The 16,722-nt window shown below is 61.3% G+C and carries 11 protein-coding genes; 8 read left to right on the top strand and 3 right to left on the bottom strand.

Annotated elements, in window-relative coordinates:
- The first annotated feature begins 43 nt into the window (after nucleotides 1-43).
- The 7 genes from IGS61_RS05410 (at nucleotide 44) to IGS61_RS05380 (ending at nucleotide 9,254) form a co-directional block, all read left to right on the top strand.
- Entirely contained in the window at nucleotides 44-907 is an 864-nt protein-coding gene (locus tag IGS61_RS05410; RefSeq protein WP_230538669.1) for a hypothetical protein, read from the top strand.
- A 292-nt stretch (nucleotides 908-1,199) separates the two neighbouring features.
- Nucleotides 1,200-3,773, top strand: coding sequence for a type VI secretion system Vgr family protein (locus IGS61_RS05405; RefSeq protein WP_230538668.1), 2,574 nt, complete (start codon nucleotides 1,200-1,202; stop codon nucleotides 3,771-3,773).
- A gap of 18 nt (nucleotides 3,774-3,791) precedes the next feature.
- Nucleotides 3,792-6,053: a T6SS effector phospholipase Tle3 domain-containing protein gene (locus IGS61_RS05400; RefSeq protein WP_230538667.1), complete on the top strand. Its 2,262-nt coding sequence runs from the start codon at nucleotides 3,792-3,794 to the stop codon at nucleotides 6,051-6,053.
- 82 nt (nucleotides 6,054-6,135) lie between these two features.
- The gene (locus IGS61_RS05395) at nucleotides 6,136-7,752 is read left to right on the top strand and encodes a type VI lipase adapter Tla3 domain-containing protein (RefSeq protein WP_230538666.1); all 1,617 of its coding nucleotides are present in this window, start codon (nucleotides 6,136-6,138) and stop codon (nucleotides 7,750-7,752) included.
- Between the two features lie 13 nt (nucleotides 7,753-7,765).
- Nucleotides 7,766-8,032: a PAAR domain-containing protein gene (locus IGS61_RS05390; protein WP_230538665.1), complete on the top strand. Its 267-nt coding sequence runs from the start codon at nucleotides 7,766-7,768 to the stop codon at nucleotides 8,030-8,032.
- A 100-nt stretch (nucleotides 8,033-8,132) separates the two neighbouring features.
- The gene (locus IGS61_RS05385) at nucleotides 8,133-8,780 is read left to right on the top strand and encodes a hypothetical protein (protein WP_230538664.1); all 648 of its coding nucleotides are present in this window, start codon (nucleotides 8,133-8,135) and stop codon (nucleotides 8,778-8,780) included.
- Nucleotides 8,781-8,819: 39 nt separating this feature from the next.
- Nucleotides 8,820-9,254 carry a DUF695 domain-containing protein gene (locus tag IGS61_RS05380; RefSeq protein WP_070257244.1) on the top strand — a complete coding sequence of 145 codons (435 nt, stop codon included), beginning with the start codon at nucleotides 8,820-8,822 and terminating at the stop codon, nucleotides 9,252-9,254.
- On the opposite strand, the gene bla is transcribed toward IGS61_RS05380, so the two are convergent.
- Both bla and IGS61_RS05370 read right to left on the bottom strand, forming a co-directional pair.
- On the bottom strand, nucleotides 9,255-10,148 hold the full coding sequence (bla, locus tag IGS61_RS05375; RefSeq protein WP_230538663.1) for a class A beta-lactamase: 894 nt from the start codon (nucleotides 10,146-10,148) through the stop codon (nucleotides 9,255-9,257).
- Nucleotides 10,141-12,822: a hybrid sensor histidine kinase/response regulator gene (locus tag IGS61_RS05370; protein ID WP_230538662.1), complete on the bottom strand. Its 2,682-nt coding sequence runs from the start codon at nucleotides 12,820-12,822 to the stop codon at nucleotides 10,141-10,143. The genes bla and IGS61_RS05370 overlap by 8 nt, the downstream gene beginning before the upstream one ends.
- A gap of 536 nt (nucleotides 12,823-13,358) precedes the next feature.
- Between IGS61_RS05370 and IGS61_RS05365 the strand changes: the two genes are divergently transcribed.
- A complete protein-coding gene (locus IGS61_RS05365) occupies nucleotides 13,359-15,584 on the top strand; it encodes a TonB-dependent receptor (protein ID WP_230538661.1) in 2,226 nt (741 codons plus the stop codon).
- 78 nt (nucleotides 15,585-15,662) lie between these two features.
- Here IGS61_RS05365 and gluQRS read toward each other — a convergent pair whose 3' ends face one another.
- Complete coding sequence (gene gluQRS / locus IGS61_RS05360) at nucleotides 15,663-16,592, bottom strand: tRNA glutamyl-Q(34) synthetase GluQRS (RefSeq protein WP_230538660.1); 930 nt, start codon at nucleotides 16,590-16,592, stop codon at nucleotides 15,663-15,665.
- Nucleotides 16,593-16,722: the final 130 nt, after the last annotated feature.

The raw sequence follows: 16,722 nt of genomic DNA, 5'->3' as shown, positions 1-16,722 counted from the left end.
GCGCAGCAATTGCGCCCCATTTTTTATGCCTGCGAAAGATCCCATGCCTGCTTGCCGTTTGCCGTCCTGTCTTGCCGCCGTGCTGCTGTCCGCTTGCGCCAATGTCGTTCCGCCCGCGCCGTCGGCTGCCTACACGCAAGCGTTCGAGCGTGCCGCCCAGCAAGACAGCATGCGCAGCGAGTGCGACTGGGACGTGCGTTATGCACCCGTCGCGTCACAGGACGCCAGCGTGGCGCAACTGCAGGCCATCGCCACGGCGCGCCTGGCGGCAATGCAACTTTCACCCGCCTGGACTCTGGCCATGCCCGGCAGCGAGGCGCACGCCTTTACGGACTCGGCGCAGGACCGCGCCGGGCTGCAATTGTTGCTCAGCATCGTCTTGCCGGCCATGGAGCGCTACCCGGCCGGCGTCTTCGCGCGCACGGGCTTGCGCCACGTCGTGCTGGTGAAAGACTTGAGCGTGGAAGGCCAGCGCCGCCTGGCCATGCCGGCGCCGGAAATCGACAGCGTCGTCTACGCCGACAACCTGCTGGCCGCGATGTGTCCGTCCGGCATGGAGCTGCGCGTGCACCACGAGTATTACCACTTCATCGAATACCGGCTGTTCGACGATTTCTATTACCGCGACCCCGCCTGGCTGGCCCTGAACCCGCCCGGCACGGCCTATGGCCAGGGCGGCGCCACGGCCTACGGAAAGGGTTTCCAGAACCTGGGCCACCCGCAGCCCGGGCTGGTGAGCCTGTACGCGGCCTACGGCCCCGAGGAAGACAAGGCGGAAGTGTTCGGCTGGATGCTGACGCCCGCGTATGCGTTGCGGCTGCAGCAGTGGACGGCGTTTGATCCCGCCTTGCTGGCGAAGCGGCAATTGTTGATGGATGTATTGAGCAGCAAGACAGATTCTTACTAAATATCAAGTATTTCCTTGCTATCCCATGGCATTGTCGGTTCTCCAGCTTGACTAGATGCAAGTGCGAATGAGGAGAGCGCCATGGACGGTGATGAGTCGATATCGGATGGCGAACGTCCCTTGCGCCTGCGCCTGGGTGTCTCGCCCAAGGTACCGGCCGGTGCGCTGATACCGCAGCGCGTCGCCGGGAGCGAGGCCATCTGTGGCGGCATCGAGTACCGCGTGCTGTGCGTCTCGACGCATGTGGACTTGCCGCTCAGTAGTTTGATTGCCTTGCCTGCCGCTATCGACATTGTTACCGACCAGGGGCAGCTGCGGCCTCGTCACGCAAGCCAGTGCGGGGGACTGCGATGGTGCGCTGGCCAGCTATCAGCTGGTGTTGACGGACGCCTTCGCCATCATGGAAAAGCGCTGCAATACGCGCGTCTTCCGGCGTTTGACGGATATCGACATCGTCAAGACCTTGCTCGACGAATGGATACGCAGCAATACCGTGCTGGCGCATGCCTTCCAGTATGCGTTTGCCGATTTCTTCGAAGCACAGACGTATCCGCAACGCGAATTTGTCATGCAGCACAATGAGTCCGATGCGGCCTTCGTGCGGCGCCTGCTCAAGCGCAGCGGCGTCGCCTGGTTTTTTCGCGCGCAAGGCAATGCGGATGCGCATGCCGAGCCGGCACATACCCTGGTGCTGTTCAACCATGCCGATGGCTTGCGGAAAAACATGGCCGATACCGTGCGCTATCACGCGGACCGCGCGACGGAACAGCGCGATACCCTGACGTCGTGGAACGAAGTCCGCAAGTTGCAAGCGGGAAAAGTGACGCTGCATAGCTGGAACGAGGAACATCCACGCGCGCGGCCGTTCATGACTGCCGACGCCATGGGGCAGGGCCGGCAAGGCATGCATGGCAACGCCATTGCCGCCAGCCTCGATGATTACCGCGTGCTGCCGCCGCGAGCGGGGAGCGATCATGATGCCTTGTGCCAGCTGGGCATGCTGGCCATGCAGCAGCATGACTACGAGAGCCATTGCTTTCATGCCGAGGGCAGCGTGCGCGACCTGTGTCCGGGCGAATACTTTAGCCTGGCCGAGCATCCCGACGTCGACGCACTTCCGCCGGCCGAGCGCGATTTTGTCGTGACGGCGCTGCAGGTGGCGGCGCAGAATAATTTACCCAGGGAACTGGCTGCCAGGGTCGCGCGTCTGTTTGCGCGCAACCGCTGGCTGGGCGATGGCACGGCGTTGCTGCAGCGCGAGCTGGCGACGGCGGTGGACGATGGCCCCTTGCGCATGCATATCGAGCTGAGCGCCGTGCGGCGCGGCGTGGCCATCGTCCCCGCCTATGACACGCGTAGCGATTTGCCGCATGTCACCATGCAGAGCGCCGTGGTGGTGGGGCCGGCGAATGAAGAAGTTCATTGCGACGCCATGGGCCGGGTCAAGGTGCGCTTTCCCGCCACGCGCAAGCTGGACCATGAGCACGCCGGCGGCGCGGGCGCCTCCGACACGGATGCTGATTCAGCCTGGGTAAGAGTCGCGTCCAGCTGGGCGGGCAACGGACCTGGCAGCATGCAGCAATGCGGCTATCTGGGCTTGCCCCGCGTGGGCAGCGAAGTCTTGCTGGCTTTCCTGGGCGGCGACCCGGACCGGCCCATCATCGTGGGGCAGCTGTACAACCACAGCGCGTTGCCGATTGCCTTGAGCAAGGCGGGCGACTTGACGGGAAACCGCTATTTGTCCGGCATCAAGAGCCGCGAGATCAAGGGTACGCGTGGCAACCAGCTGCGTTTCGATGATGTGCACGGGCAAATTAATGCCCAGCTTGCCAGCGACCATGGCTCCACCCAGCTCAACCTGGGCTGGCTGACGCAGGATCGGCGCAATGGCCAGGGCGAGGCGCGCGGCGAGGGCGCCGAGCTGCGTACCGATGAGCAACTGGCGATGCGGGCGGGCAAGGGCATGCTGATTTCGGCCTGGAAGCGCCTGAACGGCGACGGCGGGCACATGGCGCGCAGCGAATATCTGGGGCTGATGGAAAATTGCCTGGAATTGTTTCGCTCGCTGGGCAGTTATGCTGCCACGCATCAGGCACTGGAGAATGCGGATGAAGCGCAGCAGGAGCTGCAGCACAGCTTGAAAAGCTGGGAAGGCGGCAGCAATACGCAGCCCCGTGCCGAGCTGGGCGGTGCTGCGGCGATTGCCGTCACGGCGCCCGCCGGCATCAGCTTTGCCAGTTCGAAGGCCATCGTCAGCTATGCCGTCAGCAATATCGATACGGTGGCGCAGCAGCACCTGCAAGCGGTGGCGGGCCAGCGCTACAGCGTGAACGCGGGCAAGGGCATCTCGCTGTTTGCCCATGCGGATGGCATCCGCGCCATCGCCCACCATGGCAAGTTCTTGCTGCAAAGCCAGCATGACGACATGGACCTCAACGCGGCGAAAAATTTGAAGCTCACCGCCAGCGAGGGCAAGCTGACGGGCATGGCCGATGAAATCGTGCTGATTTCCAAGCATGGTGCTTTCATCCGCATCGCCGACGGCATCACCTTCGGCAGCAAGTCGCCGCTGAACTTCAATGCGCCCAATTTCGTCTTCAATGACCCGCAGAGCATGGCAGTGCAATTGCCAAGCTTTGCCGAGGGCAAGGCCGATCAGCAATTCATTTTTCAATATGAGGGCGACGACAGTCCCGCCGATGGCGTGCCGCCAGCTCCCCAGCTGGCGCCGCAAGCCCACTTTGCCGTGAAGCTGGAGGATGGCTCGTCGGCCGATGGCCGCAGCGACGGGGACGGCAAGACGGAGGTACTGGAGCGCGCGGCCATGCACCTGGCCGCCATCGAAGTGTTCAACAACAAGGATTGATGACGCCAGGAGAGTGCGATGGGCAGCTATCCGAAATTGCCGTACGTGGTGGGCGAAGACGTGACGCTCCTGCATTGCGAACGCACCGTCTGCAAGAAGGTGAAAATACGCCGCAACCTGCCGGGCAATATCATCGTCATTCACGGCGTCAACGATGTGGGCGTCAGCTACAAGGCGGTGGAAGATGGACTGTGCGAGGGATTGACGCAAAGGCTGGGGCGCGGCTTTACGCCAGCTTCTTACCGCATGCCCGTGGCGGCGGATAAGGACAAGCTGGAAGATGATCCCGACGTCGTCTTTTTCAAGCGCACGATCGCCAAGGATACCAACAGCCCCGTGATTCCGTTTTACTGGGGCTACCGCGAAGTTGAAGGTAAGACGACTACCATCCATGGTCAGTTCGTCGACCGTTACGGCAACCGGCTGGACAAGGATCTGTCCAAGGAAGGCGGGCCGTTCGGCAACGCCACCAGCAGTTTGCCCGACATGTGGCGCAGGGGTATTTATGCACCTGCCGATCCCATGGGTGATGCCTTGCGTCCGCTGAAGACGGCGCCTGGCCGCATGTATATGGTGCTGGCGGCCCAGCGCCTGGCAGCACTGATTTCCATGATCCGCGATTACGACGCCCAGGATACCGTCAGCATTGTTGCGCACAGCCAGGGCTGTCTGCTGTCGCTGCTGGCGCAAGCCATGCTGATGGAAAAGGGGCTGGCGCCGGCCGATAATTTGATACTCACGCATCCGCCATACAGCCTGGTGGAAAATATTCCCTTTCTGCTGAGGAAGGCGAGCGGACTCGATGGTGGCGAGGATGCGGCGATGCGGGCGCACTATCATCTACTCGACGGTGTTCAGACGCTGGCCGCGCGCCTGCAGACGCTTGTCAATATTGTTGCTGGGGTAGCGAAAGGGAATGGACAACCCTGCGTTCCGTTATTTACGGAGTTGAATGGTGATCAGCATCGCGGTATGGTCGGCGCCAGTTGGAGCAATGTAGCGGATCGAGATAACCGCAGGAAAGTATATCTGTATTTTTGTCCCGAAGACATGACTGTGGCGCTCGATAACATTCAGGGAATTGGCTGGGATGGCGTACCCGATTTTGTAACAGGAACCGAGGTGAAGTCCGAAGAGGAAATTTATGCTTATGGAGGAAGAAATTACTCCACTGGTCGCTTTCATAATCGGGGTACTGAACAAGTACGAAAAGCACTCTCCGAATTGGGAACCAGGTTTTATCAACGGGTGTTCAGTAACAAGATACGTCTCGATCCAGGCACTGGAAAGAAGGCAGTGTCTCTTGTCGGCATGCCACCACCCCATGATTACCCATTGTGCCTGGAAAAAGAAGACGAACATGCACATGTGGAGGCATCTGTACGCGGCAACCGGGGTACGCACAAGGCAGTCGCATGGCCCATCAAGACCAAGCTGAAACCTGTCGAGCAGCGAAACGGTATACGCACAATTACTGGTGAAGCATTGCGCAAGCCTGTTCCTGCAGACCTGCGCGGCACCTCGCAAATTGACCCGGCAGACATACCCCGCGATTCAATAATGCATGGTAGAGCGAAGAAGGATGAGGGGCCGACGGAAGCGGTGGATCCTAATGACGCGGCAACGGCAATTGCCAGCGGTCGCGGCCTGATCAGTAAATCGGAAGAGCGTCCGGATCCTTCTGGTTATCGCAAGTTTCCGGAGAGTGTTGAGGCCTTACGCGAAACCGAGTTACAAAAGATGACGGTGGCCTATAACAAGGAACAGAAGCTGGATGACAAAGGCCCGTTGGCACAACGCAAGGTGATTTCTGCGACGAGGGACAAGAAAGGCAATGTATGGGCAAATATCCAGGAAAGCCCTAACGAAGCACGTCTGCGTTGGCAACACGAGGTCAGCGCCAAGTCCTTTCACAGTTCGATTATTGGCAACGTGAAGAATCATAGCCAGGTGACGGCGTATGACGTTGCCATAGGTAGTGGCAAGGCCAGCTCTGATCCGCAGTTCTACGAGTACTTATGTGCTGTGGCGGATTGGCGAGTGAAGGATTTGAAGACTAATGATAAAGGGCGTAAAGGAATGCTGATAAAGGAAAAATTCTTATCTGATTTTGCAGCATATTTATCCGTAGAACCTGCATGGAGAAGTGCTGCGATCAATGGCGGTATGGACTATTACAACACTGGAATTCTGCCCGCAGGACTTCCATTGTTATCGGGTGCTTTATGGAAGATCGTTGTGTCACAAACAAAAGACATGAAGATAGTGACTGAAAAATAATTGGATGGTCTAGGACTCGTCGAAAAACTTGTTTGGACCGATGATCTTTTCTCCTGAATAGTAGACCAAAAAGGTGAAAGCTATGATGACGCTTCGTTGGTTGGGAATATCAATAGTTATTGTAATTTTATTTTTTGGCGTGTTATGGCTAGGTGCTTTGTCGAAGAGCCAGGCGCGTGAAATTGCATTACAGGTCCAGGAAAAACAGCCAAGGAAACCGGTGGAGCCACGGCAAGAGTATGTGCTGGAAGTGATCGGATTGGGTGTGACGCTGGACAAGTATCGGCAGGGTAAATTGTGGGGAGCCTTGCAAAAAGGAAGTCCTTACACGAGCATACGCGAACAAGATCCCAAGAAGTATCCCTGGACGGGTAATGACAAGGATGGCGACGGTGGTAGCAGAGCCTACGATGCACTGGAAAATGGCATCAATTTCACTCCGATGTATTGGAACCTGCCTTCGTTTTATGCTGGAGCGCCCATTCTTGACCCGACTGCACAACCGAGCTTGATAGAGCCGATGGCGGGACTTGTGGCTGGCGCTGGTACGGGGGGCATGCCCTTGCATCTATTTTCCGTGGCTTCCTGGAAGCTGGATGAACATCCCGACCAATTGCTGATTGATGTGTTTGATTTTTTCGATAAGCATCCTGACGTACCTTACGTCGCCTTACACTCCGAGGATAGCGTTGGCACGCGGGATGGCAACCGGAAGCCAGGAACTGCAAGAAAATTGGTAAACGGGTATTTCATTCCGGATATGCCTGATGCCACGGCGGTGTTCATCCTGGCACGCCGCGAACGAATAGAACCGTTGCGTCCTTTTGTATGGGATGACCCGGAGAATAAATTCGTCCAAGAAAAACTGCGGGCCATGTATTACAACGTCATGCAGTCGTTGCCTTCACGCGCGAAACAGCTGCGACCTGAAGCCTTCAGCGAGCGTCAACCCACCGTCGCCGAATGGCTCGCCGCCGCCGCCGCTTTCGCCCAGCGGCCCGATATCCGTGGCGTGGGCCTGCATACCTTCGACAAGCTCAATCCCTGGGAAAATCGTCCGCCGCGCGACTGGAAGCCGACGCCGTGGTTTCCCATTCCGTGGAACCGGGAGCAGATGGAAACCTTTGACCGCCTGCCCTCGTTCGGTTTCGTGCACCGCCCCGTATTCGTCAAGTTCGCGGATGAGGAAGGCAAGCCCGTGACGCGGCGCGATGCGCGCCAGAAGATATTCAATGCAGGCTGGCAGCAGGCGCTGCAGACCTTGCCGCAAGCCGAGCGCGGCAAGGGGCCTTCGCGTATCGTGGCCGGTACGGGAAACCAGCCGGAACAGTCGCTGATGTTGGAAAGCATGCTGCATGACTATGCGGCACAGGGCGGCCCCGAAATCGAAAGTAGCAAGAGCGCGCAGTTCATCAATACCGATCTTCGCCTGGGCAACACGGGCGCGGCCACGTGGTTCATGCAGATGGCGATCGGCGTGATGGGAAGCTATCGCGATGGGGGCGCCAGTGCGGCGATTAATTTACGCGACAGCAATGAGGCCAGCATCATTTTTATTACACCACCATCGGATGCCAAACGCCAGCAGCAGGATGCCAATGGCGACATCTTCCGCAGCCGCATCACGCCGGCCGTCGATCCGGCCAACTACGCGGCGCCATCGGTGGAAGCCATCCTGGAAAGTCAGGCTGGGCAATAATTCTGGAGGCAGCATGCGCAAAGTCATCCGCTTGGGCGATTCCACCTCGCATGGCGGCAAGGTGCTCAGTTGTGCCGCCACGCACTTTACGGTCAATGGTATTGCTGTCGCCTGTGTCGGGGACTTGTGCAGCTGCCCCATCAAGGGACATCAAGGCTGCAAGATTGCCAGCGGCTCGTCCCGGCATACCATCAACGGCATCGCTATCGCCTTCGAAGGCGATACCACCACTTGCGGCGCCAGGCTGTTGGCTGGCGGCGTCAACTTCCGGACCTCCTGACAGCCTGTCCGCCTGGCATTTCCTGGTAACTATATAATCGGCGCTTGGGCGATACCCGCCCCTGAACGTCGATTGAAGGAATGCCATGCCAGGATATTTCATGCGCTCTGTCGCGCTTTTTACCGTATCGGCCGTCTGCATCTCAGCCAGTGCCGCCGAGGCGGTGGCAGGGGATGCGCAGCAGCGCGCGTCCTTGCTGGATTTTTATGCGCAGCAATATCCGGGCGAGCCGGCTGCGCGCACCGTGTTCGAAAGCGTGCCCATCGTGGGGGGACGTGGCAGCGAAGTGGTGGGCAGCGTGGAAACGCCGCCGTATCGCGGTCATGGCGCGCTGTGCCGGACGCAGCGCACCAAGTTCGTGCTGCACGGTGAAGGCAAGCAGGCGCGCTGGCAGGAGGCGGGCATGGAGTATTACGCCTGGCTCGACCGTGGCACCTGCCGCGCGGTGGCCGAACCCGTGCGCATGCTGCAACGGATTCCCGATGTGGAACTGGAAGGCGTGTTGCTGTACCAGAAGCCGCTGCTGGAGCGGGCACGATTATTGATGGCGGGTAACACGGCCTGCGCGCCGCTACGGGCGCTGAAATTTACGCTGGCGGCCGTCGACGTGGGCGCCGCCGCCCCGCGCGCCGAAGAGCGCTATGCGCTCGTGTTCAAGAGCGACCGCGACAGCTACGCCCGCGTCTGGCTGCGCAAGAGCGGCGCCCAGTATGATGCCTGGAATGTGACTTGCCCGCCAGTGCTGTAAGCTGCGCTCCCTCGATTTATTTTTTTGACTGTTGCAACCATGAACGAAAACTCCACTTCCGCCCGCAGCTGGGGCACCATCGTCACGCATAGCGACGAGATGGCCATCATCTACCGCTATGTCGACACTTTCCATGACGATTGGGACCTGTCGTCGCAGCCGGACCGCATCATCATCGCCTGGCGTTATGAAGATGAAACAGGCATGCCCGCGCCGAACGAGCGCGAGCATATGGAAGAGCTGGAAGCGGCGCTGGCGCCCGTGGTGGAAGAAGAAGGCTTCGCTACGCTGGCGCTGGTGTCGACGGGCGAAAACCTGCGCGAATGGATTTATTACACGCAGTCGGGCGAAGAATTCTTCAACCGCCTGAACACGGCGCTGGCGCCGCGTCCAAAGTTCCCGATTGAAATCCGCAGCGCGGCCGATCCGGCCTGGTCGACGTATGCAGGCTTCATGGCAGCTCTGCCGAAGTAATTACGCCAGCGCGGCCGTCACGATGCGCGTGGCGGCCGTGATGATGTCCTGGTTCGTGTCCGCTTTTTTCTGTTCGCGCGTGTAGTACACGGCGATGAGCAGCGGCGCGCCGCTGGGCGGGTAGGCCACGCCGACGTCGTTGACGCTGCCATACGCGCCCGAGCCCGTTTTATCCGCCACTTGCCAGCCGGCCGGCACGCCGGCGCGGATGCGCTTGTCGCCCGTCGTGTTGCCGCGCATCCAGGCGTCCAGTTGCTGGCGCTGCGGCGCCGGCAAACTATTTCCCAACAACAATTGCTGCAAGCTGTGCGCCATGGACGCGGGGCTGGCCGTGTCGCGCACTTCGCCGGGGATGGCGCTATTCAATTCCGTTTCCCAGCGTTCCAGCTGGAATACCGTGTTGCCGATGCTGCGCGCAAACGCCGTCACGGCTTGCGGCCCGCCTAATATTGTCATCAGGAAATTGGCCGCGCTATTGTCGCTGTACTGCAAGGTGGCGGCGCACAGGTCGGCCACGCTCATGCCGTCGGCCAGATGCTTTTCCGTGATGGGCGAATACGTGACCAGTTCCTTTTTTTCGTAACGCACGTGCTGGTCCAGCAAGCCCGGCTGGCTGACGCTGCGGGCCAGCACGGCGCCTGCCAGCATGGCCTTGAAGGTGCTGGCCAGGGGAAAGCGTTCATCGGCGCGGTAGGCAACGCGCAGCTCGCTGCCCTGGCGCCAGGCGGCAACGCCGAGGCGTCCGCCTGCGGCCTGTTCCAGCGCGGCCAGCTGCGTGTGGGCGGCGGCGATGCCGGTGGCGGGCGCGGCAAACAGCAGCGGCGTTGGGCACAGCAGGGCAGCGCCGCTGGCCAGCAGGAGGTGGCGGCGGACGTGGTTCGTGGAGTCAGTCATGGTCTGTAGGTATTTTCGGAGTGGAAAGGGCGGCCAGCAGTTCGCCGATGGCGAGCAGGTTGGCCGGTTTGGTCAGATGGTGGTCGAAGCCGGCCGCGCTCGACTGGCTGCGGTCGTTTTCGGCGCCCCAGCCCGTCAATGCGACGAGCACGACCTTGGCGCCGGCCGGTATCCGGCGCAGCGCGCGCGCCACTTCGTAGCCGTTCATGCCGGGCAAGCCGATGTCGAGGAAGATGATGTCTGGCAAGAATTGCGGCGCCACGGCCAGCGCTTGCGCGCCGTCGTGGGCCACTTGCGTGGCATGGCCCATCATGTCGAGCACGGCGGCGAGGGTATCGGCCGCATCGACGTTGTCGTCGACCACCAGCACGCGGAAATGGCGGCCGCTGGCGGCAGGGGCGGGCGCGTCCGGTGCGGCGGGGGCTGGGGCTGGGGCTTCCTCCTTCAGCAGCGGTAGGCGCACGGTAAACGTGCTGCCCAGGCCGGCGCCGGGACTGGCCGCCGTGGTGCTGCCGCCATGCAACTCGGCCAGGCGCCGCACCAGCGACAGGCCGATGCCCAGGCCGCCCTGCGCGCGGCCCATGTTTTGTCCCACCTGGGTGAACATGTCGAACACGGTGGCGATCGACTCGGCGGGGATGCCCACGCCGCTGTCCTTGACCTCGATCAAGGCCTCGTTGCCATCGCGCAGGGCGCGCAAGCTGATGTGGCCGCCGGCGGGCGTGTATTTGGCGGCGTTGTTGAGCAAATTGCCCAGCACTTGCGCCAGCCGCGTAGGATCGGCTTCAAGCGGCAGCGCCTGCTCGTCGAGTTGCACCTGCAACTGGTGGCGGCCCGCCTCGATCAGCGGCATGCTTGTTTCCACGGCGCTGGCGATGATGGTTTTCAAGTCCGCGCGTTCCAGCTTGAGTTCGATCTGCCCCCGCGTGATGCGGGCCACGTCCAGCAAGTCGTTGACCAGGTGCACCATCTGATTGACTTGCCGTTCCATCACGTCGCGCACGCGCGACACGGTGGCGGGCTTGTCGGCGGCCAGGCGCATGATTTGCAGGCCGTTGCGGATCGGTGCCAGCGGGTTGCGCAGTTCGTGCGCCAGGGTGGCGAGGAATTCCGTCTTGCGCCGGTCCATCTCGGACAGGTTGTCGGCCAGCTGGCGCAATTGCTGCTCAGAACGCTTGCGCTCGCTGATGTCGCTGAACAGCACCGTCAGCAGGCGGCTGCCGGGCCCGCCGAGGCGCGCGGCGAAGACTTCGAACCAGCGCTCCATGGCCACGGCTTCGTTTTCGTAGCGCACGGGCTCGCCCGTCTTGACGACCTGGTCGTACAGGTCGAACCAGTGCTGGTCGTGGTCGGGTACGAAGCTGCGGATGGTCTTGCCGATGGCATTGTCGAGGCCCGACTGCTTGACGAAGGCGGCGTTGCCTTCCAGATAGCGGAAGTCCACGGGGCGGCCTTGCTCGTCGTACAGCATTTCGATGACGCAAAAGGCCTGGTCCATCAGCTCGATCAGGGTGCGGTAGCGTTCCTCGCTGCGGCGTAGCGCATCTTCCACCTGTTTCTGGCGCGTGATGTCGAGCAGGACGCCTGGAAATTGCAAGGGCGTGCCATCGGGTGCGTATTCCGCGCGCCCCCGCGCGATGACCGAGCGGTACTGGCCATCGCCGGCAGCGACGCGGTAGCTGGCCTCGAATGGCGTGTGGGCGTGCACGGCCTGGGCAATCTGCGCGCTGACTTGCTCGCGGTCATCGGGATGGATGATGTCCAGGTAGCGTGCCAGCGGCGCCGCCGTGGGCGCATCGGCATTGACGTGGAACAAGCGCGCCATATTGCTGTCGGCCGTCACGCGGTCGGCAACGATGTCCCAGTTCCAGGTGGCCACTTCGCCGGCCGCCAGGGTCAGGCGCAGGGTTTCCTCGTTCTGCTTGCTGGCCGTCAAGTCGAGCGAGATGCCGGACAGGGCGATCACGTTGCCGGCGCCGTCGCTGGCGCAGGTGCCGCGCATGTGCGCCCAGTGCAGCGAATTGTCGGGCCAGCGCACGCGGATGTCGATCTCGAAATCGCTGGCGCGGGCGATGGCCGCGTGCACCACCGTCTGCCACTGCTGCAGGTCGCCGTCGAGCATGGCGCCCGTCAGCTGCGCGTAACCGATGCGGCTGGCAGGCGGCAAGCCCAGATTGGCCTTGAACGCATCGGAGCACGTCATGCTGCCGCTGCCCAGGTCGATCTCCCACGTGCCCATGCGGCCGCCCTGCATGGCCAGGCGCAGCCGCTGTTCCGTCTGCCGTTGCTGCGTCACGTCGCAATGCGAGCCCAGCCATTCAACGATGCTGCCGTCGGGTGCCAGCACGGGCAGCATGCGCACGATGACGTTGCGGTAGGTGCCGCTGACGTGGCGCAGCCGGTATTCCGCTTCGAACACGGTCGTCAGATGCGACGGCATGACGTAAGGCAAGTTGCGGTCGTCCGGGTGCAGGGCATTGAGCCAGCCGCGGCCCAGCAGTTCGGCCTCCGTCTGGCCCGTGAAGGCGCGCCAGGACGGCTGGTCGGCATCGAACTGGCCGAAGGTTTTCGTGCTCCAGACGATGTCGCAATGGGCACCCAACAGTAAATGTGCCGCCTGGGCGGCGGCGATGCAGGACGGGACGGCGTTGCTGGGCTGGCTGGGTTCTGGCATGGAGGCGATCAACGATGGTGCGGGGCGCCGCCGCCGCACTGGAATGGGGCGGCATGGCAGCTCAAGTCTGGCGATATTACAACTATTTTTACCCTCGGGGCTGTCTTGCAGGACGCCAATCCCGCTTTCGGCTGGCCAGCAGAAAAAGTCGCGCCATATGGCATGTCATGGGGGAAATGGCAAAGAAATAGCAATACAGAGGCGCTATTGTGGCTGAATAACCACTAGTCGGCCCATTATGTTGACGAATGAATATTTTACATAACAATATTCTTGCTCCGCATAAGCTGCTTGAATTAAATTGGCGCCTTGCTAAAAAGTTGGTGCTCATCAGACATCTCAGAGATGCGGCCGGAACCGCTGTCCGCTTGCGCGGCAGCCAGGGCAGAGCCAGTGACGCCGAGAGCGGGGGAACATCCGCTCGCGCTGCCGCACCGTGATGGTGCGAACGATCGTCCAGCGCCGTATATAACCCGGAGACAGGTTGCAAGAAAGACAGATTTCGCAATTCTTTTTTTAAACTTCTGGGAAACCACATGATCAAGATGTCCAAGATGCACAAGCGTTTGTGCGCCAAAAGCGCCGCAATGCTGGCACTGTCCGCTGCCTTGCCTATCGGCTCGGCTTACGCTGATGAAGTCGCTGCTGATACGGCCCCTGCCGCCAGCCAGCTGGAAACCGTGACCGTCACGGCACAGCGCCGCAAGGAAAATATCCGCGACGTGCCCGTCTCCGTGTCGCTGCTGCGCGACGAGAAGCTCGACGTGCTGGTCTCCGGTGGGCAAGACATCCGCGTGCTGGCCGGCAAAGTGCCGAGCCTGAACGTGGAATCGTCGAATGGCCGCACCTTCCCCCGTTTCTACATCCGCGGCTATGGCAATACCGACTTCAACATCTTCGCATCGCAACCTGTTTCCCTGATTTACGACGATGTCGTGCAAGAAAACCCTATCCTCAAAGGCTATCCGATTTTCGACGTGGCCGGCGTGGAAGTGCTGCGCGGCCCGCAAGGCACCTTGTTCGGCCGCAATACGCCGGCCGGCGTGGTCAAGTTCGAATCCGTCAAGCCGAAGCTGGACAAGGTTGAAGGCTATTACAACGTTTCCGCCGCCACGCACAACACGACCAACTTCGACGGCGCCGTCAACGTTCCGCTGAGCAAAGAATGGGCCATGCGCGTCTCGACCTTGCGCCAGCACCGCGACGACTACGTCGACAACACGTTTACGGGCCAGAAAAACGCGCTGGACGGCTACAACGAACACGCCGAACGCGTGCAATTGATGTATGCGCCGAACGGCACGTTCAACGCCTTGTTCAACGTGCATCAGCGCAGCACCACGGGTAGCGCGCGCGTCTTCTACGCCAACATGATCAAGCAGGGCACGAACGATATCGTCGACGGTTTCGATCCGAAAAAATCCTACACCGATGGCCTGAACTTCCAGGAGCTGCGCACCAATGGCGCCAGCGCTCGCCTGAGCTGGGAACTCGACGGCGTCAAGCTGTACTCGATCACCGGTTTCGAACGCGTGGGCAAGTATGTGTCGCATGGCGACATCGACGGTGGCGCACCAGGCATGGTGCCAGCGATTCCATTCCCGGTGGAAACCGCCGGCGGCATCAGCAGCGTGAAACAGTACTCGCAAGAATTCCGCGCCGAATCGAAAAATGCCGGTCCGCTCAATTGGCAGGCTGGCGTGTACTACTTCAACGAAGATGCCAACGGCTATACGGATAACTTCGGCGGTAGCGACCATGCGCTCGTTTCGCACCTGGCCAGCCGCCAGAAAAACAGTGCCTGGGCTACTTTCGGTTCCGTCAACTATGCCGTCAACGATGACTTCATGCTGCGTGCCGGCTTGCGCTACACCAAGGACAAGAAGGATTTCAACACGGTCGAAGCGGACCGCGTGAAGCAAATCAACCCGACCAGCGCCGATGTCAGCAAAGCCAAGGTCAACTGGGACCTGAGCGGTACCTACAAGTACAACAAGGACGTGAACTTCTACGGCCGTATCGCCACCGGTTTCCGCGCGCCAAGTATCGCGCCGGCCAGCAAGGATGTATCTGTGACCGTGGCCGATGCGGAAACCATCACCTCGTTCGAAGCAGGCATCAAGGCCGATCTGTTCGAGCGCCGCGCCCGCGTTGCTTTCAGCCTGTACAACTACCAGGTGAAAAACCAGCAACTGACGGTCGTTGGCGGCACCTCGAACGTCACGCGTCTGATCAACGCCGCCAAGACGAATGGCCGCGGCGCGGAACTGGAACTGGAAGGTTTTGTCACGCCTAGCCTGAAGATGTCCCTGGGCGGCAGCTACAACTTCACGGAAATCAAGGACCCGAGCCTGTCGGTAACCCCGTGCCGCAGCTGCACCGTGACCGATCCGATCAACGCTGCAAACCGGGCCGTTATCGACGGCAATCCATTGCCGCAAGCGCCGAAGTGGACGATCACCGCCACGGGCCGTTATTCGATCCCGATGGAAAACGGCGAATTCTTCGTCTTCACGGACTGGGCTTACCGCAGCAAGATCAATTTCTTCCTGTATGAATCCACCGAGTTCACCGGCAAGCCGATGGTCGAAGGCGGCTTGCGCGTGGGTTACACCTGGGATGCCGGCAAGTATGAAGTGGCCGCGTTTGGCCGCAACATCACCGATACCCAGCGTATCACGGGCGCCATCGACTTCAACAACCGCACGGGCTTCATCAATGAGCCGCGTCAATTTGGCGTGCAATTCAAGGGCAACTTCTAATTGCCTGATGCCTGGCGCCGGCCCTTGCGGTTGGCGCCTGCTTCAACCCGCCGACGGCTCGCGCCGCGGCGGGTTTTTTTATGCCCGCCCGGGAAGGCGCGCCAGCCGCTGCGCCCAGGCGGGCACGGCTTGCCGCCAGAAATCTTCCACGTCGTCGGCGCGCACGTCGAGACCGAGGAAGCGGGCGGCCGGCAGCAGCGCCGACGCCAGCAGGTTCGCGGCGCTGGTGCCCGTGTCGAAGGCGAGGGCGCCCGTCTGCTTCGACAGTTTCTCGCCGCTGTTATTGGTGACGACGGGCACGTGCAAGAAGCCGGGATGGGGCAAGCCCAGCACATCCTGCAGATACAACTGGCGCGGCGTGGAATCGAGCAGATCCGCCCCGCGCACCACCTGCGTGATGCCCTGCGCGCCATCGTCGACCACCACGGCCAACTGATACGCCCAAAAGCCGTCGCCGCGCAGCACGATGAAGTCGCCCACTTCCTTGGCCAGGTCTTGCCGCTGCGGACCCGCCCAGCGGTCGCTAAAGCCGTACACGGCTTGCGGCCCCTGTGGCACGCGCAACCGCCAGGCCCGCGCCGCCTTGCCCGGCGCCAGGCCGTGGCGGCACGTGCCCGGATACACGGCGGCGCCCCCCTTGGGCGCACCCGCCTGCAACACCGAATCCTGAATCTCCTTGCGCGAACAGCCGCACGCATACACGAGGCCATCGTCCTGCAACTGTTTCAGCGCCGCCTCGTACAGCGGCAGCCTGCGGCTCTGCCACGTCGCCTCGCCATCCCAGTACATGCCGCAGCGCTGCAGGCTGGCCAGGATACCCAGATCAGCACCCTCGACATTGCGGTCATAGTCCAGATCCTCGATGCGCAACAGCCACGTGCCGCGATGTACCTTGGCATCGAGATAGCTGGCCATGGCGGCAACGAGCGAGCCCATGTGCAGGGGACCGGAGGGGGAGGGGGCGAAGCGGCCGATGTAGGGGGCGGTGGGGGAGTTCGGAGACGGCATGCTGTGAGTGTAGGCGGTGGTGACAGGCGCTGATGGTTTATTGCGTAGGATCGGTAGCTTGGCGACAGCGGCAAGTATCGTGCAGGGCGATGGACAAGTCAAATCCTGGGTTGTTCCAGGTGCTGCCTAA

The sequence above is a fragment of the Janthinobacterium sp. FW305-129 genome (assembly GCF_020858115.1).
In the GTDB taxonomy this organism is placed as follows: Bacteria; Pseudomonadota; Gammaproteobacteria; order Burkholderiales; family Burkholderiaceae_D; genus Janthinobacterium.
This window is presented reverse-complemented; position numbering and strand designations above follow the sequence as displayed.